Origin of the sequence: Solibacillus sp. FSL R7-0668, from assembly GCF_038006205.1 — a bacterium.
In the GTDB taxonomy this organism is placed as follows: Bacteria; Bacillota; Bacilli; order Bacillales_A; family Planococcaceae; genus Solibacillus.
Window position 1 is genome coordinate 1,646,759 of record NZ_JBBOUU010000001.1, and the last position, 22,748, is coordinate 1,669,506.

The 22,748-nt window shown below is 41.1% G+C and carries 26 protein-coding genes and 1 riboswitch; of the genes, 19 read left to right on the forward strand and 7 right to left on the reverse strand.

What is annotated here, in order from left to right; genetic code table 11:
* Positions 1 to 2 precede the first annotated feature (2 nt).
* From cobK to MKX47_RS08025, 18 genes are all read left to right on the forward strand, one after another.
* Positions 3 to 782 carry a precorrin-6A reductase gene (gene cobK / locus MKX47_RS07940; protein WP_340772756.1) on the forward strand — a complete coding sequence of 260 codons (780 nt, stop codon included), beginning with the start codon at positions 3 to 5 and terminating at the stop codon, positions 780 to 782.
* Positions 763 to 1,437, forward strand: a complete 675-nt coding sequence (locus MKX47_RS07945; RefSeq protein ID WP_340772757.1) for a precorrin-8X methylmutase — start codon at positions 763 to 765, stop codon at positions 1,435 to 1,437. Before cobK ends, MKX47_RS07945 begins: the two co-directional genes overlap by 20 nt.
* Positions 1,412 to 2,548: a cobalt-precorrin-5B (C(1))-methyltransferase gene (locus MKX47_RS07950; RefSeq protein WP_340777756.1), complete on the forward strand. Its 1,137-nt coding sequence runs from the start codon at positions 1,412 to 1,414 to the stop codon at positions 2,546 to 2,548. Before MKX47_RS07945 ends, MKX47_RS07950 begins: the two co-directional genes overlap by 26 nt.
* The gene (gene cbiE / locus MKX47_RS07955; protein WP_340777758.1) at positions 2,523 to 3,734 is read left to right on the forward strand and encodes a precorrin-6y C5,15-methyltransferase (decarboxylating) subunit CbiE; all 1,212 of its coding nucleotides are present in this window, start codon (positions 2,523 to 2,525) and stop codon (positions 3,732 to 3,734) included. The genes MKX47_RS07950 and cbiE overlap by 26 nt, the downstream gene beginning before the upstream one ends.
* On the forward strand, positions 3,731 to 4,513 hold the full coding sequence (cobM, locus tag MKX47_RS07960; protein WP_340772758.1) for a precorrin-4 C(11)-methyltransferase: 783 nt from the start codon (positions 3,731 to 3,733) through the stop codon (positions 4,511 to 4,513). The genes cbiE and cobM overlap by 4 nt, the downstream gene beginning before the upstream one ends.
* Positions 4,506 to 5,627, forward strand: coding sequence for a cobalt-precorrin 5A hydrolase (locus MKX47_RS07965; RefSeq protein WP_340772759.1), 1,122 nt, complete (start codon positions 4,506 to 4,508; stop codon positions 5,625 to 5,627). Before cobM ends, MKX47_RS07965 begins: the two co-directional genes overlap by 8 nt.
* Positions 5,628 to 5,639: 12 nt before the next feature.
* Positions 5,640 to 6,998 (forward strand): cobyrinate a,c-diamide synthase, encoded by a 1,359-nt coding sequence (locus tag MKX47_RS07970; RefSeq protein WP_340772760.1) that lies wholly within the window; start codon positions 5,640 to 5,642, stop codon positions 6,996 to 6,998.
* Positions 6,999 to 7,016: 18 nt separating this feature from the next.
* Entirely contained in the window at positions 7,017 to 7,571 is a 555-nt protein-coding gene (locus tag MKX47_RS07975; RefSeq protein ID WP_340772761.1) for a nitroreductase family protein, read from the forward strand.
* Positions 7,572 to 7,583: 12 nt separating this feature from the next.
* A complete protein-coding gene (locus tag MKX47_RS07980; RefSeq protein ID WP_340772762.1) occupies positions 7,584 to 8,123 on the forward strand; it encodes a cob(I)yrinic acid a,c-diamide adenosyltransferase in 540 nt (179 codons plus the stop codon).
* 11 nt (positions 8,124 to 8,134) lie between these two features.
* Positions 8,135 to 9,610 carry a cobyric acid synthase gene (locus MKX47_RS07985; RefSeq protein WP_340772764.1) on the forward strand — a complete coding sequence of 492 codons (1,476 nt, stop codon included), beginning with the start codon at positions 8,135 to 8,137 and terminating at the stop codon, positions 9,608 to 9,610.
* A gap of 82 nt (positions 9,611 to 9,692) precedes the next feature.
* A complete protein-coding gene (gene cbiB, locus MKX47_RS07990; RefSeq protein WP_340772766.1) occupies positions 9,693 to 10,664 on the forward strand; it encodes an adenosylcobinamide-phosphate synthase CbiB in 972 nt (323 codons plus the stop codon).
* Positions 10,621 to 11,721 carry a pyridoxal phosphate-dependent aminotransferase gene (locus tag MKX47_RS07995; RefSeq protein WP_340772767.1) on the forward strand — a complete coding sequence of 367 codons (1,101 nt, stop codon included), beginning with the start codon at positions 10,621 to 10,623 and terminating at the stop codon, positions 11,719 to 11,721. Before cbiB ends, MKX47_RS07995 begins: the two co-directional genes overlap by 44 nt.
* Complete coding sequence (locus tag MKX47_RS08000; RefSeq protein ID WP_340772769.1) at positions 11,672 to 12,202, forward strand: histidine phosphatase family protein; 531 nt, start codon at positions 11,672 to 11,674, stop codon at positions 12,200 to 12,202. The genes MKX47_RS07995 and MKX47_RS08000 overlap by 50 nt, the downstream gene beginning before the upstream one ends.
* Positions 12,203 to 12,372: 170 nt before the next feature.
* Positions 12,373 to 12,561: riboswitch (cobalamin riboswitch) on the forward strand.
* A 197-nt stretch (positions 12,562 to 12,758) separates the two neighbouring features.
* A complete protein-coding gene (locus MKX47_RS08005) occupies positions 12,759 to 13,772 on the forward strand; it encodes an ABC transporter substrate-binding protein (protein ID WP_340772772.1) in 1,014 nt (337 codons plus the stop codon).
* Positions 13,773 to 13,793: 21 nt separating this feature from the next.
* Positions 13,794 to 14,801 (forward strand): FecCD family ABC transporter permease, encoded by a 1,008-nt coding sequence (locus tag MKX47_RS08010; RefSeq protein WP_340772775.1) that lies wholly within the window; start codon positions 13,794 to 13,796, stop codon positions 14,799 to 14,801.
* Positions 14,801 to 15,592, forward strand: a complete 792-nt coding sequence (locus tag MKX47_RS08015) for an ABC transporter ATP-binding protein (protein WP_340772777.1) — start codon at positions 14,801 to 14,803, stop codon at positions 15,590 to 15,592. Before MKX47_RS08010 ends, MKX47_RS08015 begins: the two co-directional genes overlap by 1 nt.
* Before the next feature lie 50 nt (positions 15,593 to 15,642).
* Positions 15,643 to 17,082: a precorrin-3B C(17)-methyltransferase gene (gene cobJ / locus MKX47_RS08020; RefSeq protein ID WP_340772780.1), complete on the forward strand. Its 1,440-nt coding sequence runs from the start codon at positions 15,643 to 15,645 to the stop codon at positions 17,080 to 17,082.
* 474 nt (positions 17,083 to 17,556) lie between these two features.
* The gene (locus MKX47_RS08025; protein ID WP_340772781.1) at positions 17,557 to 17,781 is read left to right on the forward strand and encodes a hypothetical protein; all 225 of its coding nucleotides are present in this window, start codon (positions 17,557 to 17,559) and stop codon (positions 17,779 to 17,781) included.
* Positions 17,782 to 17,828: 47 nt separating this feature from the next.
* On the opposite strand, the gene MKX47_RS08030 is transcribed toward MKX47_RS08025, so the two are convergent.
* From MKX47_RS08030 to MKX47_RS08040, 3 genes are read right to left on the reverse strand one after another with little or no spacing between them, the layout of a single operon-like run.
* The gene (locus tag MKX47_RS08030) at positions 17,829 to 18,695 is read right to left on the reverse strand and encodes an ABC transporter permease (protein ID WP_340772784.1); all 867 of its coding nucleotides are present in this window, start codon (positions 18,693 to 18,695) and stop codon (positions 17,829 to 17,831) included.
* An 8-nt stretch (positions 18,696 to 18,703) separates the two neighbouring features.
* The gene (locus tag MKX47_RS08035; RefSeq protein ID WP_340772787.1) at positions 18,704 to 19,615 is read right to left on the reverse strand and encodes an ABC transporter ATP-binding protein; all 912 of its coding nucleotides are present in this window, start codon (positions 19,613 to 19,615) and stop codon (positions 18,704 to 18,706) included.
* Positions 19,612 to 19,746 (reverse strand): hypothetical protein, encoded by a 135-nt coding sequence (locus MKX47_RS08040; RefSeq protein ID WP_340772788.1) that lies wholly within the window; start codon positions 19,744 to 19,746, stop codon positions 19,612 to 19,614. Before MKX47_RS08040 ends, MKX47_RS08035 begins: the two co-directional genes overlap by 4 nt.
* A 217-nt stretch (positions 19,747 to 19,963) precedes the next feature.
* Between MKX47_RS08040 and MKX47_RS08045 the strand changes: the two genes are divergently transcribed.
* On the forward strand, positions 19,964 to 20,626 hold the full coding sequence (locus MKX47_RS08045) for a hypothetical protein (protein ID WP_340772790.1): 663 nt from the start codon (positions 19,964 to 19,966) through the stop codon (positions 20,624 to 20,626).
* A 60-nt stretch (positions 20,627 to 20,686) separates the two neighbouring features.
* On the opposite strand, the gene MKX47_RS08050 is transcribed toward MKX47_RS08045, so the two are convergent.
* From MKX47_RS08050 to MKX47_RS08065, 4 genes are read right to left on the reverse strand one after another with little or no spacing between them, the layout of a single operon-like run.
* Positions 20,687 to 20,818: a hypothetical protein gene (locus MKX47_RS08050; RefSeq protein ID WP_340772793.1), complete on the reverse strand. Its 132-nt coding sequence runs from the start codon at positions 20,816 to 20,818 to the stop codon at positions 20,687 to 20,689.
* Positions 20,815 to 21,684, reverse strand: a complete 870-nt coding sequence (locus tag MKX47_RS08055) for an energy-coupling factor ABC transporter ATP-binding protein (protein ID WP_340772795.1) — start codon at positions 21,682 to 21,684, stop codon at positions 20,815 to 20,817. The genes MKX47_RS08050 and MKX47_RS08055 overlap by 4 nt, the downstream gene beginning before the upstream one ends.
* Positions 21,685 to 21,697: 13 nt before the next feature.
* Positions 21,698 to 22,474 carry a cobalt ECF transporter T component CbiQ gene (gene cbiQ / locus MKX47_RS08060; RefSeq protein ID WP_340772797.1) on the reverse strand — a complete coding sequence of 259 codons (777 nt, stop codon included), beginning with the start codon at positions 22,472 to 22,474 and terminating at the stop codon, positions 21,698 to 21,700.
* Positions 22,461 to 22,748 (reverse strand): energy-coupling factor ABC transporter substrate-binding protein, encoded by a 288-nt coding sequence (locus tag MKX47_RS08065; protein ID WP_340772799.1) that lies wholly within the window; start codon positions 22,746 to 22,748, stop codon positions 22,461 to 22,463. Before MKX47_RS08065 ends, cbiQ begins: the two co-directional genes overlap by 14 nt.

Here is a 22,748-nt window from a genome sequence, read left to right on the forward strand (position 1 = left end):
GCATGATTTTATTTTTAGCGGGTACAAGCGACGCACGGGAGTTAGCCGTGAAATTGAAACAAAAGGGCTATGAATTAATCGCAACAGTTGTCACAGATTCGGCAGCATCTAGCTTACAACAGCAAGGAATTCCATATCATGTTGGACGATTATCTGTACAACAAATGACCGAGTTGATTAGTGATAAACAGGTTCAAGTTATTATCGATGCCAGTCATCCTTATGCAGAAGAAGCATCGAAAACGGCAATGGCTGCGGCACAAGAAAATGGAATTCCTTATATTCGTTACGAGCGTCCAACGCAAGAGTTTGTTGATCCACTTGTAACGGAAGTTGAAACATATGAAGAGGCGGCACAATTAGCTACTACGCATGTGGGGACAATCATGCTGACAACAGGCAGTAAAACGTTAGCAATCTTTACAGCAAAATTATTAGGTCAAGAAAATATCCGCGTTGTATGTCGTATGCTGCCAAACAAAGAAAATATGGAAAAATGTGATGCACTGGGCGTGATACAGCGCGATATCATAGCGATTCAAGGTCCATTTTCAAAAGAGCTAAACACGGCGCTTTATAAGCAATATGACACAACGCTTGTTATTACAAAGGAAAGTGGCAAGGTTGGTTCGGTTGATGAAAAAATGGAGGCAGCCCTCGAGCTAGGCATCCCAGTCATTTTAATCAAGCGACCAAAAATACACTATGCAAATAAATGTACTTCATTTGAGGAAGTACAAGAAAAATTAGGGGGCATTATCAATGGCAAATATGAACTTTAATACGGATTTCGTACCACTAACGGTTGATCCAGACAAAATTTACGACTATAGCTTCTCGATTATCGCAGAGGAAATGGGCGAGCATCCTTTTTCAGATGAGGAATGGTTAGTTGTTCGTCGTGTCATTCATGCATCGGCGGACTTTGAATTAGGACGCAGCATGATTTTTACGGAGGATGCGATCGAAGCAGGAATTCAGTCAATTTTAGCGGGGCGTCATGTCGTTGCAGATGTACAAATGATTGAAAGTGGCTCGGGACGTAAGCGATTCCAAAAGCATGGTGGGGATTTGCATTGCTATATCGCGGATGAGGACGTTTCGATTGAGGCCAAAAAATTAGGGACAACACGCGCAATCATTTCTATGCAAAAAGCAACGCAGCTTCAAGAGGGTGGCATTTATGCGATTGGCAATGCACCTACTGCATTACTTGAGTTAATTCGCCTAATTAAAGAGGGCTTGGCAAAACCAGATTTAATTATCGGGATGCCAGTAGGATTCGTATCGGCTGCGGAATCGAAGGCAGAGTTAGCCATTTTAGAAGGCATTCCATTCATTACAAACGTAGGAAGAAAAGGTGGCAGTACCGTTACCGTTGCAGCACTCAATGCCATCTCACTTATGGCAGATGAACGTAGAAAGCAAGCGGAATAAGAAAGACCCATCACAAATGCGGCATGGCTATACAACAGGAGCTTGTGCTACGGCAATGACAAAAGCAGCCTTGCATGCGCTTGTGACAGGGGAAATACCAAATGATGTAACCATTCATTTACCTGTTGGGCAAGATGCCACCTTTAAAGTGGCATCTTATGTAGTGAAAGATAATGAAGTGATGTGTGAGACGATTAAAGATGCCGGGGATGACCCAGATGCAACACATCAGGCGAAAATTCAAAGCACGGTACGCTTCGTCGAAAAAATAGGTGTTCATTTAGATGGAGGCATCGGGGTAGGGCGTGTAACGAAGCCCGGATTGCCCGTTGCAGTCGGTGAAGCCGCAATTAACCCAGTGCCAAGAAAAATGATTTTTGGTGTTGTGGATGAAATGGTGGCGCAATTTCAATTAGAGCAAGGGATTGAAGTCATCATTTCGGTTCCAGAGGGTGAAGAAATTGCCAAGAAAACATTGAATGGTCGACTCGGGATTATTGGTGGCATTTCCATCTTAGGAACACGGGGAACCGTCGTACCTTTTTCAAGCTCTGCCTATATGGCAAGTATTGTACAGGCTATTAGCGTCGCAAAAGAGGCTGGCTGCGATCATTTAGTCATTACAACGGGAGGGCGCAGTGAAAAATATGCGATGAAGCAATACCCCGATTTGCCAGAAGAAGCATTCATTGAGATGGGGGACTTTGTCGGCTTTACGCTCAAGCATATTGCACGTAAGGCTATACCCAATGTCTCGCTTGTCGGCATGATGGGGAAATTTTCGAAGGTCGCACAGGGGGTCATGATGGTGCATTCCAAAAGTGCGCCTGTAAGCTTAGCGTTTTTAGCGGAAATGGCCAAAAAATCTGGGGCGACTGACGAGCAAATATTCGAAATTCTTCATGCAAATACCGCTTCACAGGCAGGCGAAATTATGCAGGAAAATACTGGTTTCTTTGAGGCGCTCTGTCGCAATTGCTGTTATTATGCGCTTGATCATGCAAAAGGAAAACTAACGGTCTCCACAACGCTTTATGCAATGAATGGAGAGCAACTAGGAAAGGCTGAGAATATTGACAAATTGGATGAAGATGATTGGTATCGGGGATAGCGGTATTGAAAATCTATTACCACAATATATGGATTGGATTGAACAAAGTGCAGTACTTGTTGGCGGTGAACGGCATTTAGCGTTTTTTCCACAGTATCAAGGAGAAAAAATACCGATTAAAGGCGGAATCAAGCCACTTGTAGAAAAATTACAGCTCGAGACACGCAATGTCGTCATTTTAGTTTCAGGGGATCCGTTGTTTTACGGTTTAGGAAATGTATTAGCTAAAAAGCTAGCGATCGAAATTTATCCGCATACAAGCTCCATCCAATTAGCATTTACAAAATTGCAGGAAAGCTGGCAAGATGCGTATGTAACGAGTGTACACGGACGGTCAATGAAAGGCTTGGCGCAAAAAATTGACGGTCAAAAAAAGGTCGCCATTTTAACGGATGAAACAAACTCTCCAAACGCGATTGCGACGTATTTAAAAGCGTTTGGCATGACCGAATATGATGCTTTTGTGGCAGAAAATTTAGAAGGCGAAAATGAACGCTGCCGTCATTTCACATTAGATGAAATGGAAAACGCGCAGTTTTATCCACTAAACGTCGTTATTTTAAAGCAACGCATGCCTGTACAGCTTTCCACAATGGGAATCGATGATGATGCGTTTATTCAACGTAAACCTGAAAAAGGATTAGTGACTAAAAAGGAAATTCGCGTGTTATCGCTGCATGCATTAGAGCTACAAATAGACAGTGTTGCGTGGGATATTGGGACATGCACAGGGTCTGTTGCAATCGAAATGGCGAAACAAGCACGAGAAGGGCAAGTATATGCCATTGAAAAAAATGAGTATGATTTAGAAAATTGTATGCAAAATCAATTACGTCACCGCGCGGATATAACGGCCATTTTAGGCAAGGCACCTGCACGCTTAGACGAATTCCCAGACCCCGATGCCATTTTCATTGGTGGCACAGGCGGAAATATGGAGGAGCTACTGGAGGTATGTGTGAAGCGCCTAAAGCCAAATGGTCGTATTGTCATAAATTTGGCAACGTTAGAAAACCTAGTCGATGCCCAAAGAATTTTTAAGTCGCTTCATTGTGACGTAAGCTTTATTCAAGCTTCGATTGCGCGTAGTAAACCCATCTTAAATCTTACTCGTCTGCAACCGCTAACGCCGATATTTATTGTTACAGCACGGAAAATACAGGAGATGGAAGGTGAGCATTCATGAGAAAAATTTGGATTGTTGGCGCAGGACCGGGTGACCCAGATCTAATTACGGTGAAGGGCTTAAAATTATTGCAACAGGCGGATGTTGTCATGTATACCGATTCATTAGTAAGTGAGGAATTGGTTGCAAAGGCTTCTGAAACAGCTGAAATTATTCGAACAGCCGGCATGCATTTGCAAGAGATGGTGGATTGCATCGTTGAACGCGTCAATGCAGGGAAAATGGTCGTACGTTTACATACAGGAGACCCAGCGATGTACGGTGCAACAATGGAGCAGGTGGCGCTTTTAAAACAGCAGGACATTGGCTATGAAGTCATTCCAGGTGTTAGCTCGGTATTTGCATCTGCCGCAGCTGTTGGCGCAGAATTAACGATTCCCGATTTAACACAAACGCTTATCTTAACCCGAGCAGAAGGCCGTACACCGGTGCCAGAGCGTGAACAATTGCGCGATTTAGCAAGCCATCATTGTACAATTGCAATGTTTCTAAGTGCAACGTTGACGAAAAAGATTACGAAAGAATTAGTTACAGCGGGCTGGTCAGAAAATACCCCGGTTGCTGTTGTACAGCGCGCTTCTTGGCCAGATCAAAAAATCGTCCACACAACAATCGGACAATTAGACGAGGCGATGCGCGTCAATGGAATTCGCAAGCATGCGATGATTTTAGCTGGCTGGGCATTGGACCCTAATATTCATGAAAAGGATTATCGTTCCAAGCTTTATGATGCGACATTTACACATGGCTTCCGAAAAGGTGTGAAGGTCGATGATTAATTTAGTAGAGGGACAAATTCCAGAAATCCATGTCTCAAAGCCGTATGCGCTCGTTGCGATTACAAAGCACGGCGTCAAGCATGCACGTGCCTATGCGGAAAAGTTTCCATATGTAGATGTTTATTATATGAAGAAATTTGAACAGGGTGATGAAGCACAAAGGAATATTCAATTGTTTGATGGCACAGTGCGCTTATTATTGCCAGCATTGTTCAAGCAGTATAAAGCGATGATATTAATTATTTCACTCGGTGCAGTGGTTCGAATGATTGCCCCGATTTTAGAGGACAAAAAAACAGATCCCGGCGTTCTCGTTGTTGATGACAAAGGACAATATGTCATAAGCGTTTTGTCAGGGCATATTGGTGGTGCTAACGCATTAACCAATGAATTTGCCGAAGCCATTCATGCAACGCCAATTGTAACAACGGCATCAGATGTGCAAAAAACCATTCCCGTTGATTTATTCGGGGCACGCTTTGGCTGGATTTGGGATAGCGATGAAAAGCTAACACCTGTAAGTGCCTCGGTTGTCAATGAAGAGCAGGTAGCCATCGTGCAGGAAACCGGTGAAAAAGATTGGTGGATGCATGATACACCTATGCCACCAACGCTAAAAATTTATTCGAATACGGCCGAAGCGATTGCTGCCAAGCCACATGCAACCTTGTTAATTACAGACCGCATAATTGAAAAACATGAACAGGTGCTGTTAGAAAACGGTGTCATTTACCGCCCTAAATCACTCGTACTTGGCATGGGATGTAATCGGGGAACATCAGCAGAGGAAATCGAGGCATGTATTGACGAAACGTTAGCGGAACTGAAGCTTAGTAAAAAAAGCGTCAAAGCGATTGCGACAATTGATTTAAAAAAGGATGAGCACGGCTTATTACAAGTAACGGCAAACAATCAGTGGCAATTTGTTACCTATAGCCCAAATGAATTAAATGAAATGCCTATTTCAAATCCATCTGAAACCGTTTATAAATTCACGGGAGCTTATGGCGTCAGTGAACCGGCTGCATTGCGTTATGCCAATGCAACTTCATGGATTTTGGAAAAAAAGAAAAGTGGCAATGTGACGATTTCAGTAGCGCGAATGGCGTTTTAAGGAGGAGCTAGGATGAATCGATTCGTACTTGCTGGAACAGGCAGTGGTGTTGGAAAAACGACCTTTACCATTGGCATTATGCGCGCATTGATGAAGCGAGGACTTCGCGTGCAGGGCTTTAAATGTGGCCCGGATTATATCGATCCAACCTATCACACAGCAGTAACCAAGCGAATTTCACGCAATATTGATAGCTTTATGATGACAGAGGATGTTGTGCGAACAATTGTTGCGAGAAATAGTGTGGATGCAGATGTGGCAATGATTGAAGGCGTCATGGGCTTATATGACGGAAAATCGCCATTATCAAATGAAGGCTCCGCTGCACATATTAGTGAAATTACAAATAGCCCCGTCATTTTAATCGTGAACGCTGCGAGTATGGCTAGGTCTGTGGCGGCGGTTGTGAAGGGCTTCCAGCTGCTTGATGAAAATACCCATATTGTAGGCGTTATCGCCAATCAATTAGGCAGTAAAAGCCACTATGAAATCGTGAAAACAGCTATTGAACAAGAATGTAACGTACCGGTGCTCGGCTACTTACCAAAGGGTGCTGTGCCCGCAATACCAAGCCGTCATTTAGGGCTAGTGCCAGCGATAGAGCGCGGGGAGTTAGATCACTATTTTGATGAATTAGCAGAAGCAATTGAGGCGCATATCGATTTGGATGCATTGCTTCTAGCGACAAAAGCACAGCCATTACAGCAATGCAGCCCTATTTTTGATGCGGTGGAGTATACGGCACCTGTCCATCTTGCAGTGGCAAAGGATGCAGCCTTTAACTTTTATTACGAGGAAAACTTTGAGCTGCTGCAGGCGAATGGTACGGTGTTGCATTATTTTTCACCATTAGCAAATGAAGAAGTACCAAAACAGGCACAGGGCTTATACATAGGTGGCGGCTTCCCTGAAGAATTTGCAGAACAATTAGCAAACAACACAGCAAGCATGCACTCGATTAAAGAGGCGATCGAACGCGGGCTTCCGACTTTGGCAGAATGTGGTGGCTATATGTATTTAACAGAAAGCATTTCCAATCGCGCAGGTGAAAGCTTTCCAATGGTCGGCATCATTCCAGGTAGGGTGAAAATGCAATCCAAATTAGCAGCACTTGGCTATCGGGAAATTACAGGCATGCAGGACAACTTCCTCATTTCTGAACAAGAAGCAGCAAAGGGCCATGAATTCCATTATTCTGTTTATGAAGGGGAGCACACGACCCCGGCTTACTTGAGCAAAGGCCGATTTGGCGCGAAGCAAGAGGGCTATTTGCATCATAATTTAGTGGCCGGCTATACTCATTTCCATTTTGCTTCAAATCCACAGCTTGTGAAAAATTGGTTAGCTGCTTGTGAAAAACTTGAGAAATAAAGAAAAGGGATGAAGAAAATGTTAGAAGAATTAAAGAAACGACGTGCCATTCGTAACTTTTTACCCCAACCGGTAGGACGTAAAAAAATTGAGGCATTATTAGAGGCAGCTACATACGCACCGAATGACCGTATGCGCGAGCCGTGGCATTTTTATGTACTCCAGCAAGAAAGCTTAAAGCAATTTGAACAAGTGGCTTTCAATTATTTACAGCAGCGTTTTCCTACAAAACCTCATTTAGTGGAAAGCTCCATGAAGGCTGTTACAAATACACCGCTTATTATTGTCGTCACTTCTGCAATTGTAGCAGATGATGAGGGAGCCACTATTGACAATACATTTGCTGTTAGTAGTGCGATTATGTCGATGTGGTTAATGGCAGAAAGCTTAGATTTAGGGATGGTATGGCGTACGCGCGGTGTTGGATTAGTGCATGAGACCGCACTTCATGAATTTATAGGCGCAACGGAAAATGAGCGTTTAGTTGGTACGCTGTGCATCGGTTATCCAGAAGAAAAAATAACGACTGAAAAAAAGCGCACGCCATTTGCAGAAAAAACGACGTGGCTTTAGGAGGAATGACAAATGGCACGAAAAGGTATGTTACTTGTTTATACAGGGGATGGAAAAGGGAAAACAACCGCTTCATTAGGTGTGACATTACGCGCAATCGGACGCGGTATGTCGGTTAAATATTTTCAATTTATTAAGTCACCGGAGCGTACATATGGTGAACAAATTGCACTAAGAAAATTAGGTGTGGAAACCGTGCAACTCGGCATTGGCTTTACATGGACAAAAACACCAGAAGAACACCGAGAAGCATTAAAAAACGCTTGGTCCATTGTGAAAAAAGAGCTACAAGATGAAACAACGGATCTACTTGTATTAGATGAATTAAACAATGCACTTGCGATTTCAAAATTTCCGATTGAAGATGTACTCCCATTGCAAGAGGTGCTGGAGGTCATTCAAAATCGACCAGCTAAAATGCATCTTGTTGTTACAGGGCGTTCGGCACATCCAGCATTATTAGAGATGGCTGATTTAGTATCTACAATTGACGCAACAAAGCATTATTATGAGGACCAGGATGTTATGGCGATGAAGGGACTTGAGTTTTAGTGCGCGCCATTATGATTCAAGGAACGGCGTCGGATGTAGGGAAAAGTGTGCTCTGTACGGCACTTTGTCGCATATTTGCCAATGATGGCTATCAGGTTGCCCCGTTTAAATCACAAAATATGGCGTTGAATTCGTACATTACCCAAGATGGTGGTGAAATCGGACGAGCGCAGGGAGTGCAAGCAGAGGCTGCCAAAATTGAGGCAACGACAGATATGAATCCGATATTATTGAAGCCAAAAGGGGAAATGGTGTCAGAGGTCATTTTACATGGGAAGCATTATGCAAATATGGATGCCATGAGCTACCGAGAAAATTTTGTGGAAACGGTCATGCCTGAAGTGCGCGCCTCTCTAAAAAGATTGGCACAACAATATGATGTGCTTGTCCTTGAAGGTGCAGGAAGTCCCGCTGAAATTAACTTGAAAAATCGTGATATTGCCAATATGCGTATGGCTCATGAAACAGATGCGGCGGTCATTTTAGTAGCTGATATTGAGCGTGGTGGTGTGTTTGCCTCGCTCATTGGCACATTAATGCTATTAGATGATGCAGAGCGTGCCCGCGTCAAAGGCATCATTATCAATAAATTCCGTGGGATGAAGGAATTACTCGACAGCGGTATTGAGTGGCTTGAAAATTATACAAATATCCCGGTGCTCGGTGTTATTCCATATATCGATGTGCAAATTGAAGCCGAGGATTCAATGGCCTTATCTAGCTTGCGTTTAAAAAAACCACTTGCGAGTGAGTTTGATATTGATGTGGCAGTTATTCGGCTACCACATATTTCAAACTTTACTGACTTAGATCCACTATTTGAGGAACCGGGTGTGGGTGTCCGTTTTGTCTCATCCATTCGAGAATTAAAAAAGCCGGACGTCATCATCATTCCAGGTACCAAAAATACGGTAGAGGATTTTTTATGGTTACAGGAAACGGGCATTATGCAAGGGATTTTACAATTGCAGCATACAGAAGTCCAAATTGTAGGAATTTGTGGTGGCTATCAAATGCTTGGTGAAACATTAAGAGATGAACAGGCCATTGAAGGCAAGGGTGGCACGTATTTGGCACTCGGCTTACTTCCAATTGAAACGACATTTATTCAAGAAAAGCAAACGGTTCAAGTGACGGGGATTAGCTGTACAGGTCATGAAATCAGTGGCTATGAAATCCATCTTGGGCGGAGTGAAGCCCGTGTGCCGGTTCAACCCTTTATTGAATTTGCGGATGGTCGTACAGATGGTGTTTATACTGAGAAAATCATTGGCACTTATGTTCATGGTATTTTCCAAAATCGGGCGTTCACACGTCATTATTTCAATAAAATTCGTGATAACAAAGGCTTGCCGATTGTTTCAACGGAAATTTTATCGGATTTTGAACGCCGAGAGCAGGCTTATGAAATGTTAGATCAACATGTGCGCACCCATTTAAATATGACGAAAATTTATGAACTGCTTGCATTAGAGCGCACGTCATAATCTTTTTCGGGATTCTGTTTATTACAGCCGATGTACAATTTTGTGCATCGGTATTTGCTATTTTCAAGGAGGGAGTAATCGTATGCTATACTTTTGGATAGGCTTAGTAGCTGCTGTGCTGGATGCTGTATTCGGGGATCCGAAAAAATGGAAGCATCCTGTCATTTATATTGGAAATTTTATCTCGCTCGTGGAACGGAAGCTTAATCGAGGGACTCGCCGTAAAGTAAAGGGCTTTATTGCGATGCTGCTAACGGTTACGCTATCGACTGGCTTTGTTTTGGCTATCGTTTTGCTGGCATTTCAAGTACATATATGGCTATGGCTTGCTGTTGAGGTACTGCTTATTAGCTTAGCTTTGGCTCAAAAGTCGTTAAAGGAGGCAGCACTGCTTGTCTATGATGCGTTAGAAAAAGAGGATTTACCAGAGGCGCGCCGTTATTTAAGCTGGGTCGTCGGGCGAGATACGGCGCATTTAGATGAACCGGAAATTGTCCGCGGGGTAATTGAAACGGTGTCGGAAAACACAAGCGATGGTGTGACTGCCCCGCTCTTTTATGCGCTGCTATTTGGCGCAACAGGTGCTTGGGGCTATAAAGCAATCAATACGCTGGATTCGATGATTGGCTACAACAATGAACGCTACGCTGATTTTGGCTATTATTCAGCAAAGCTAGATGATATCGCCAATTTTATACCAAGTCGTATTTCGGGCTTTATCATTGTGCTCGTTAGTAAAAATTATTCGAAAAAACCTTTTATGGAGCGCCTAAAGCACTGGCTATGTGATGCCAAAAAGCACCCCAGCCCAAATAGTGGGTATTTAGAAGCCGCAACAGCCTACCAATTAGGGATTCGCTTAGGCGGCTTTAATCGCTACGGTCAAAAGGAATCGTTTCGTGCCTATATGGGGGAGCCGCTCCAGGAAATGGGTAAGCAGCACATTTTACAAGCAATTCAGCAAATGCAGCGCTGTACATATGTATTTTTAGGATTAGGAGGAATCATCTATGCTATTACCTGCACATGGGGCAAATGCGCGGGCTTTATATGAAGCAATGCAAATCGACATGCCAAACGACGTGATCGATGTTAGTGAAAATGTCAACGCAATGGGGATACCAAAAGCGATTCAAGCAATTTGGCCAAACTTACTTAATCAATTAGCAAGCTATCCAAATGAATTGGCAGAGCCCCTCCGCTCGCAGCTTGCACAGCACCATCAATTACAGTGTGAGCAAGTGTTAGTAACAAATGGTGCTGCGGAAGGGTTGATGGTGCTAGCGCAGCATTTTCAGGGACAGGATATATTGGTGCTTGAGCCGTCCTTTTCTGAGTATAAACGCACGCTATCCCAACAAAATTGCACAGTATATACCCTTATTGCAGAGGATATAATCTATTATAAATTTGATATGGATAAATTAAACAGTCAATTGGAAAAGGTCACAGCCTGCTATATTTGTAATCCAAATAATCCAACGGGTGTTGTGCTAGAAAAACAGTGGATTCATCATTTAGTAGCTGCCCATCCACAATGTCTCTTTGTCATTGATGAGGCGTTTATGGATTGGACCGATGAAGCGGAGTCTGTCATTCCATTACTTACAAGCTATTCGAATTTACTTGTCGTCCGTTCGCTGACGAAAATGTATGCACTTGCTGGTGTGCGAATTGGCTATGTGCTCGGTCAGCAAGTTGAAAAATTACGCCCCTATTTACCACATTGGAATGTTAGCTCCATTGCCTTGGCTCTCGGAAGTGAATGCATCAAGCAACAGGAATTTGTTAAAGAATCGGTTGATTATAGTTCTGAATTACTAGCTAAAATGAAGCGCTATTTTCGTTCAATTCAATGTCCATACAGTAATAGTGCCGCGAATTTCTTATTGTTTAAACTTCCCGAGCAATATGATGCCGACCATTTTTTCATATACTTATTAAAGCGGGGAATTGTGCTTCGGCATACGAAAAATTATGCGGGCTTGAATGGACAATGGTTTCGAATTGCAGTAAAAACAGAGGAAATTTGGGCGCGTTGTCAGAAAGAGATGGATCATTATGTCAAAAATTATTCGCTATTATCGCCATTGTCAAACGAGCTGGAATGAACATCAAAAATTGCAGGGCTGGCTGGATTCGCCATTAACGAACCGGGGAATAGCGCAGGCAAAGGCCGTCGAATGGCAGCCGGACATTGTTTTTAGTAGTGATTTGCGGCGGGCGATTACATCTGCTGAATGGATGTTTCCATCAAAAGAAATTCAGCAATGTCGTGCGATTCGGGAAATCTATTTAGCGGATTGGCAAGGGCGGTACATTGTACAATTACAGGAGGATAAAAACTATCAGGCATACAGTCAACATCCGGCATCCTTTATTGCACAAGAACAGGAATCTTTTGAAGCGGTAACGGCGAGAATGCTTCATTTTCATCAACAAGTATCCGCATTGCCGTACGAAAAAATTGCGGTCGTAACACATGGCATGGCCTTAGCCTGCTTGTTGACGGCATTACATGGCGATGAAATTGAAAATGTTTGGGGGTATATGCTGGGAAGTGCCCAGTATGAGGAAATTTCTTTGTTTTGATGCCGATAGAAAATTTATTACCTTATACAGAATAAAATATTTAAGTAAGCGAATTTTTAGTTTTCTTAACTTATACTTCTATTTTGTGAAAATTCCGATATGTTATTTTTGGTTTTTTTTATGGTATGGTATTGTTCGTACAAAATATTACATAGTTGTGTAATGTACAAATTGAATAATTAACATTAGGTTCTTTTTTACAAAGATTAATAGGGAAATTGGTGAAAAGCCAATACAGCCCCCGCTACTGTAATCGCCGATGAAATCAGATAAAATGCCACTGGAAAAATTTCTGGGAAGGTTTCTGAGAGTAAAGTGACGCGAGAAGTCAGGAAACCTGCCTAACTGTTATAGCAATGGACCTTCGGAGGGAAGGGGACGACTAGTTGAAACGATTATTTTTGCTAATGGAGGAATTTTATATTTCAGCCATTATTTTTGCGGAAGTGAATCAAGCATTGGAGAAAATATTCCAAATGTTTACTAAGTATCCCAGCTACGATTGGTCGGGGTACTTTTTTTGTGCCCAAAAATCGACAAATTGGAGGAAAAGAACATGAAAAAAGGAAAATGGGCATCATTATTGACAGTGTTGATGCTATCACTTGGGCTCGCTGCATGCTCAGGAGAAAGTGAAGATGTGAAGGAAACAAAGGCATCTGAACAAACGAATCAGCAAGATGAAAGCGTTGTTAAGGAAGCGCATGGCGTAACAATTACCGACAAGGATGTAACATTCACAGACTCTCGTGGACAAGAAATTACGATTGAAAAAAATCCGCAACGTGTTGTTTCGGTTTTTAACTCATACTTAGATATTTGGATGGCGAGTGGTGGTGAAGTTGTGGGGACTATCGAGCCCTCAGGTGACAAGCCAGTACCAGGAACTGAAAATGCTGAAATCGTTGGAACACTTGGTGCAGTAAGCTTAGAAAAAGTTTTATCTTTAGAGCCTGATGTTGTAATTGTTAACGGGAACTCTGCACACCATATGGAATTAGTACCAAGCTTTGAGCAAAATGGTATTAAAGTGATTGCGTTAGACTTTGTTTTTAAAGCAGATTACTATAAATTAGCGCGTGTCTTTACGGCACTGACAGAGCGTGAGGATTTATACGAAGCAAATGTAGCACAGGTGAATGAAGCCATTGAAAAAATCATTGCGGAGTCACCAACGGATAAAAATTATAAAGTGCTATTAATGATGGCAAGTGGTAAATCAATTACAGCACGTGGGACAGATTCCTATGTAGGAGAAATGTTAAAGGATTTACATACGACGAATATTGCGGATGTATCGAACAATTTATTAAGCGAAACCTCATTTAGTATGGAAAAAATTATTGAAGAGGATCCAGACTTCATTTTCGTTCAAACAACAGGAAGTGATATGGATGTTGTATACGATAAATTAAAGCAAGATGTAGAGTCAAATCCAGCTTGGGCATCTTTACAAGCAGTAAAGAATGATCGCTACATTTTCTTACCAAAAGATATTTATATGTATAAAGCAAACCAGCGCTACGCAGAGGCATATGAAGGTTTAGCACAGCACTTATACGGTGAATAATCGAATTCGTAGGTGAATCGGATGACTACAACAGAAAAGGTTGAACATAAAAAGCACCGCTTATGGGCATTAATTAGTTTTGCCATTTTACTTATTATTAGTATTTTTGTAAGCATTGGCTTTGGGGCTGTGAAAATCGGTCCTATGGAGATTGTTCATATATTGTTGCATAAGCCTGAGGGGATGCAATATCAAATTATTTATAATGTCCGTCTCCCTCGTACGATTGTTGCAGGGCTTGTTGGGATTTCGCTAGCATTATCGGGGGCAATTTTACAAGGGATTATGCGAAATCCATTGGCAGGACCAAACATTATCGGGGTATCCTCAGGTGCAGGGCTTGTAGCATTAGTTATTCTAATGCTCTATCCCTCACTGTATTATTTTGTTCCATTTGGTGCATTTTTAGGTGCATTGGCAACAACACTCTTTATCTATGCACTTGCATGGAAGGATGGCGTATTACCGACACGAATGATTCTAGCAGGTGTTGCCATTTCCTCCTTATTAGGTGCGGGTATCAATTCCTTGCTAACTTTTTATCCAGACCGTGTCGCAGGCGCAATTCACTTCTTAGTTGGTGGATTATCAGCAGTAACATGGCAAGATGTTTTACTTGTTTTACCGTATTCTTTATTTGGCATTGTGTTGCTCTTGATGATTTCAAACAAATTAAATATTTTAATGCTGGGTGATGAGGTGGCAACAGGGCTTGGATTAAATGTTGAACGAACACGCTTTTTATTCATTGCATTATCTTCATTGCTCGCAGGGAGCGCGGTCAGTGTGGTTGGTCTACTTGGTTTTGTTGGATTAATTGTGCCACATATTGCACGCCTCTTTGTTGGCTCGGATTATCGATATTTATTTCCAGGATCGATTCTGTTAGGTGCGGGAGTGCTGATTTTATGTGATACGCTCGCTCGGACGATGTTTGCACCGATTGAAATTCCAGTAGGGATCATCATGTCGGCATTAGGCGGACCATTTTTCTTACATTTATTAAGAAAACGTGAGGTGAAGCATTAATGGGAATTACGACAGAAAATCTCATTGTAAAATATGGAGAAAAATTTGCACTAAAAAATGCAAACTTCACCGTAAATGATGGAGAAGTCGTGACAATCATCGGTCCAAACGGTTCAGGGAAAACGACGCTCATTAAAGCGATTACCCGCTGTGTGAAAATTGATGCTGGTAAGATATTACTGAACAATGAGTCATTGCAAGCAATCCATACAAAAAAAATTGCACAAGAAGTGGCTATTTTACCACAGAAAAAAACGATAACCGGTGATATTCGCGTGGAAACACTCGTATCATATGGGCGTTATCCGCATATGAAATTTGGAAAGCGACTAAAAAAAGAAGATTGGGATATTGTTGACTGGGCACTTGAGAAAACAGGCTTAATGCATTTACGCTACCGCTATGTAGAAACATTATCTGGTGGTGAACAGCAACGTGCATGGATTGCGATGGCATTAGCCCAACGTTCAAAAATATTAGTGCTCGATGAACCAACGACCTTTTTAGATGTTTCGTTCCAGGTTGAAGTAATGGAGCTCATAAAGGAATTAAACGAGACATTGAAAATAACGGTTGTCATGGTGCTCCATGATTTAAATCATGCGGCGCGTTATTCAGATAAATTATATGTGGTAAAGGATGGGGAGATTCTAGTACAAGGTGCACCACGCGATATTCTTCAATCCCCGCTATTACAAAAGGTCTTTCATATTGATTCTGAAATTTATGAAGATATAAGAGGCGATAGTCCATTTTTCATTCCATACAAATTAGAAAATCGTGAAGAGTAGCTTCTTCACGATTCATTTTTTATAGGATAAGAAAGGTAGAGGTGTTATTCATGCAAAAAGGTAAAATTTACGTTATTGGCTGTGGTCCTGGCGCATATGGACAATTAACAATCGATGCGCTAGAGGCCGTTCGTCAAAGCCATATTATTATGAGCTACAAAACATATACGGAGCTACTATCGGATGTCCTTACAAATCAAATAATTATTCCAACCGGGATGACAGAAAATGTTGAGCAGGCATATGATGCCATTGACAAGGCTTTAGAAGGAAATACAGTTGCGATTTTATCGAGTGGTGATGCTAGTATTTATGGAATGTCGGGTATGCTATATGAGGCGCTTCATGAGAGAAATGAAACAACGATCGACATTGAGATATTGCCTGGAATTTCGGCTTTAAGTGCCTGTGCCAGCTTAGTTGGTGCGCCCTTCATGCACGATCATTGCGCAATTAGCCTCAATGAGAAAACAACCCCATGGGAAATTATTGAAAAGCGTATCGAAGCGGCGGCAATGGGGGATTTTGTTCTCGCATTTTATAACCCGAAAACAGGCTATCAAACACCCCAGTTGTTAAAAGTGCAGGCAATTTTATTGGCTTATCGCAATCCTAATACACCTGTAGGCATTGTGCGCGGTGCATTCCGTACGTTCCAAGAAGTTCATGTAACAACGGTTGAAAAGATGCATGAGCAGGATATCGGAATGGTCACTACTATTTTCATTGGCAATCACCATACCTATTTGAGAGATGGCGTAATGGTTACACCACGTAGCTATCAGCAAAGCTTCACGATTGGAGAAAAGAGGGAGGTTGCCCCGGTAGAGCAAGTGTCAAGTCCTACTGTAAGTACAGCAAGAATAGTAAATTTACCAAAATTTGATTCAATTTTTGAAGTAGCGATTAGTCCAGGTGTAGCTAATAAATTTTACAGCACGCAGCAGCTTGCAACGCTCTCACAATTAATTGCAGATAAGGGTACGATTGAATATACCGCGGATCATAAAATGATTGTTAAAGTACCAACGGATGATCCAAAACCTTTATTAGAAAAGCTAGAGCAAGCACAGTTTTTAGTGTCGCCAGTGGGGCATGTCGTAAATATTAAAGCATGTGATTTTTGTCATGGGGAGAAAATTGAGGCATTACCTTATGCTGAAGAACTAGAGCAGCAATTAGGTGGATTAAAGGTACCGATGCCGCTTAATATTGGCTTTAATGGTTGTTCAATGACATGTTACGGAGCCGTTTTTGATGATATAGGCATTGTCTATCGTAAGCGAAACTTTGATTTATACATTGGGGCAAAATCAATTAGTAAAACGGCACATGCCGCAAAATTTGTAGCAGAGGGTATTGCTATGGAAGAGCTGGTTCCTACTGTCGTTCGTGTTGTGAAAGAGTATCAGCAAAATGCTAATAATAATGAACGTCTATATCAATATTTTAGACGTAAAAAAGAGATTGCTGGTTTTGATTATTATTAATTGAATGATGGCTATAATCCTTTGTAAAAAACGAAAATAATGTTTTCAACAAGAGTAAAGAGCATGTAGAGTAAACACTTGCCTCACCTGCTCTTTTTGGCCTGCACTTGAAAACAACTCACCTATCCTAGCAGCATTTTTTATAGTACTATAGAAAATAATACATTATTACCATTTCGATTTGAAATTTCTTTAAAACAGAGTTAGTAGCAAATGAAAAGCAAATTTGAGCTGATATTATCACTGGGAGTTACGCCAAAGCAGGCGATACATAAGTAATTAGTCGAATCTACTATAACAAGTACTATTACGAAAGTTGAGGTACAAAAAGCGAATGACCTTGTGCAAACACTGAGGATGATGAGTGGATAAATTATTGGATGCACTGACCCAGTTTTGACGGTGCAAAGTCCAATATTTTTCATTGACCTTATGCAAAAGCTTGTGGGAGTGGCGCGTGAAGAGGAGGGACGAATGATGTTATTTATTGCGATTGTCTTATCGATTCCGGTCTATGGCTATTGTATTTGGGGTTTATTTGAGACGGAAGAAGCGATGCTATTTATGGACAGGTGGCGTTATAAAGAGGAGCCGGAATTTTCGGATTTGCAAATAAAGTTTTTTAAAGCAGGCAATATTATTGTCATTGTCGTCATGACGCTATACATTTTATCCATTGCCTATGATACGTTTTTCTAGGAAGGGCCAAAAATAAATAAAAATGAAAGCGCGGGATCACACCGCGCTTATTTATTTTTTCGTTTGTAAACAATGGCAGAAAGTGCACCAACAACGAAAATAGTTCCTACAATGAATAAAACACTTGACGTTGTTGAAATGATCGAATCTCCAATTTCATATACCACACCAAAATTAACTTTGTAGGATTCCTCATAAGCTACAGCATCCGCAAACACAGAATGTAGAGATTGCTCCATAAACACTTGTCGTAAAAGAACGGCGATATGACTAACTGGGAAAAAATGAATGACCGTTTGCACCGCACTTGGTAAAACGCCCATCGGAACATAAATCGCACATAAAAAGCCAATCATTGTGCCGATAATCGTATTCACTGTAGAAAAGGCCGTTTCAGAGTTAATAAATAGGACAATTAATAGATTCAGCATCGCACTTAAGAGCACCGCTAACACTAATAAAGACAGCACCTTTATAAGGGCTACAAACGATAATATGTCCCCGCCAATTGCCACGATAAATAATTCACAACAAATAAAAGCAACAAACGTCATCGCAAAGCCAATAATAAGCGAGCTAAATACATAGCTTAATTGGATATTAAATCTTGAAGCGGATGTAACTAAAAAATCCGCCGTTCGCTTTGATTCTAAATCATGAATATAAATCCCAAAAACACCGAGCGTGGAAGTCATTGCAGTTGTGGTTAATATGCCTGCAACCATCCATTCACTGACTAACAGTTCAATATCGTTATTAACCGGTATGAATTGATTGATTGAATCGACCTGCAATTTTTGAAGGAAAATCGCATATAAACCAACTGCAATCAGCACAGAGAGCAGTGAGAAAAACACGAGCATTTTATTGCGCAAAAATACTTTATTATTACGGCTAATTAAACTTAGCAGCATGCTAGCACCTACTTTTCTTCATTGATTTGGATAAACACTTGATCGAGTGAGCCTTTCACCACTTCAAAGGAAGAAATGAACGGTTGGATTAGCTCTAGTATCGGAATGGCATGTAGTGTGGAAGGGAGGTTGATTTTAAAGACATCACCAGCTGCGAAAATGGGATAAATAATTTTCGATTGAATACTAGCTATATCAACATCTTCCTTTAATGCAATAATGAGTTGGTCACTTGCATACTGTTCTTTTAATGTATTGGGCGTACCTTGTGCGATAATTTCGCCTTGTTTAATGACGACGATTTGGTCTGCATTCGTCGCTTCTTCCATATAATGCGTCGTTAAAAAGATGGTCATGCCGATTTCTTTACGTAAACGTTCTATCGTCTCCCATACAAATTTACGTGTATGCGGGTCCAAGCCAGTTGTCGGCTCATCCAAAAATAAGAGCGTTGGTTTGTGAATGATTGCCCTAGCAATATCTGCACGTCGACGTTGCCCACCGGATAATTGCCCATATTTTTTTGCCTCAATATCTTCAAGCTGCAGGTATTGCTGAACAAATGTATAATTTTCTTGCAATAATGTTTTAGGAAGCTTATAAAAACGACCGCGATGCAAAATATTTTCCTTCACCGTTAGCTTTTCATCTAAAATACTTTGCTGAAATACGATGCCAATCGATTGGCGGATGGCTTCATTTCCCTTCATCGTCCCAAGTTCATGCCCGTTAATTTGTACGTCACCACTTGATTTTTCAAGTAATGTACAGAGCATTTCAATTGTCGTCGATTTTCCGGCACCATTTGTTCCGAGAAACGCAAAGAGGGAGCCTGCAGCGACTTGAAAGTTGATGCCTTTTACCGCATTAATCTCGCCATAATTCTTTGTTAATTGCTTTACTTCAATAATATTCGTCATTCGGATTCACCTCTATTTTTTTGTGATTGAGTTTTTTTCATGAGCTGTTCCACTGCTTCCGTGTATTCCGGTGCATGAATATGAACTTCAATTTGCGGTAAATCATTTTCAATATGTAGATGAATTTTCATATTGTCTCCTTTCTTGCTAGTATTGTAGCATTGGAAATAGCAATCTTTTTCCTTTTCTATGTAACAAGCATTAATAATGAGCTAACAGGTCATTTTTGATAGTTAAGCGGTTATTCGTATTGTAAACGTAAAATGGATAATACTGGCGCGTTTTATTGCTAGAATTGCTGGATTTCATAGAGGAACGTTATAATGGAAGGGAAGGGAGGTGATCAAAATGACAATGGATATTTCATCACTGTATTCGATTGATCGTTTGCTAGGCTCTACATATGGCACAAACGCAGCAGCTTCAACGAATAAATCTAGTACGAGCTTTGAAAATTATTTATTGAAGGCCTTAGGAGCCAATAATGCAAATTCTACTTCATCAAGCGTTTCTTCGCTATTTGATTTGTATGCTAATGGTGGAACGAAGGCCTTGCTTGGTGGCTTAACGTCAAGTGATGCAGCTTCTCCGCTCGCATCACAGCTATTATCAAGCCTGCAAACCTCGGGGAAAACGGATTCTAGCTTGATGAATTGGAATAACCCCGTATCTACAACCGATCAATATGCAGATTATTTAACAAAAAGTGTTCAATCGCAAATGCTAACGAATATGAGTGCAGCCAAATCAAAGCTGCAATCCTCGTTTGACAGCTTTGTGGAACGCATGGGTGAAAATCCAACAGCTGCAGCACGAGGCCGTATGGAGCAAATGAAGCAAAATATTAGTGTAATAGAAAATTATATCGCTTCAAAGTCAGCAAATAATATGGATGCGCTAATAGGTCAGCAGACGGGTTCAGCGCAAGTGGATGCGACAGCAAAAAAGCAATCGCTAGTAGACCAGTTAAATGCAAAGTCAGCGGTAACGCAGTATATGTTGGATTTATAAAAAAGAAGAACTTGCACCGAATTGAATGGTTTCAGTGCAAGTTTTTTCGTGTTAATACAATCAGTCTAATTCAATAACGAATGAAGCGGTGACAAATTGTATAAAGCATGTTTCGATATCCTCAAATACATTTTCCTCCATAAAAAGTTCGAGCTCATACGGTTGATCAGATTGTAATATGTCCTTTTTCATAGTCTACCTCCATAAGAAAAATTCGTATCATAATGAGATTTCATCAGCTGTATTAATTCTTCCATCGAGCCGGGAAGTTGCGATTGTGGCTGAATCATACCTTCTTGTAGCATCGATTCATAGCATTTCACAATCCATGGTTTTTCGATATGGGCTTTTTCTAATAACGCGTCATTTCCAAAAAGCGCATCCCTTTGCCCTGAATATAGCAATTGCCCTTTATGAAAGACGATAAAATGATCAGCCCATTCATAAATTAAATTGACCTGATGGGTGGAATATAAAAAGGTTCTATCCTCACGATCAAGTTCATCTAAATACGCTGTGAGCTGATTGGAAAAATAATAATCTAAGCTGCTTGTTGGTTCATCTAAAATATAAATTTTCGGATCCATTGCATAGACGCCAGCAATCGTCACACGTTTTTTTTGCCCACCACTTAAAAAATGGATAGGGCGCTCTGTTAAGTCCTCTAGCTCTGTTAATTCAATCGCCGTTTCAACCTGACGTTCAATTTTTTCGTGAGACCATTTCAAGTTAAGTGGACCGTATAATATATCGTGTTTGACGGTAGAGGCAAATAGCTGATTATCTGCTTCTTGAAAGACAAAGCCAACCTGCTCGCGCAACTCGATTAATTGTTTTTTAGAATAATGTAATGGCTTGTTTAAAAATGTGATTTCCCCACTCGTTGGTTTTTCTAGCCCAATAAGAAGTTTGAAAAATGTTGATTTTCCGGAACCATTTTCACCTAAGATGGCGACCTTTTTGCCTTTTGGAATGGTTAAGGTCACATCAAGTAAAGCCTGTGTGCCATCCTCATAGTGAAACGATACTTGCTCAAATGTAAAATAGCTTTCTATCATAACTAAAATCTCCTTACAAGATGAATAAAAACCCAATAATCAAATAGACGACTGCAATTAGTGTCAGCTTGAAATCCCAGTATTTTGTAGGTGAAAAGGCTTGCGGGATAATAAATTGTTCAATATTTCGAGCAGCCATCGCATAAGAAAGAGCCTGATAGCGGACGAAAATTGAGCGAAAGAGCGCGCTAATAAGCAAGCTCAATGATTGAAAGCTACTTCGATAAGTGCGATAGCCTAAACGAGCGTGCTGCGCGGTATATAGCTGTGTAATGGTTTGTAAAAATAAAAAGATAAACCGATACATCAGCTCCATTAATTCAATGATAATGGTTGGCACTTTTAATCTGGCAAGTACGGGACTAATTTCATACATCGGTGTTGTTAAAATTAAAAAGTACAAGCAACTTGTCGCACTAATTGCGGTAAAAAATAGCGTGATGGCTCGCAATAAATCACTCGGCAATATAAAGAACTGTATGCCAAAAAGCGAGCTATGCCATAATGTATGCGCCGGAACAGACTGTGACAAGGTGATCGATATGACAATGGCTATACCCCCCGCTAACACGAAGCCAATCGGTGCAATGAGTAAGCTTACATAGGATTTCCAGGGGATTTTGGCATAAAAGATAATGACACTACTCATAAAGAGTAGTGTCCAAACCGACAGAATGTTATTTCGAAATAATGTTACGATGAATAGCCCGATAAAGCTTAACGCCATTTTTTGACTAGCTACCACCTTGTGAAGCGCATTATGACTGGCTAAATAATCAATGTTCAGCATGATCCTTCGCATGCTTTCCGCGCATATAGCCAATGAAATAGCCGATAATGAGTGCACCAATCACGCCTTGTAAAACGAATAATAGACTTTCAATTTCCCCACTTGGAGGCTCCCAAATAGCGCTAAACCATGGCTCGTAATTCGTTGCGATTTCAGTAATGGCTGCTTCGGCTTCACCATCAGCCCCACCAAATTCGGCATCCTGTAAAAATAATAATGGGATAATTGCCAGAACAACGACACCTAAAAGTAAAATTAAATTTTTCTTTAACAT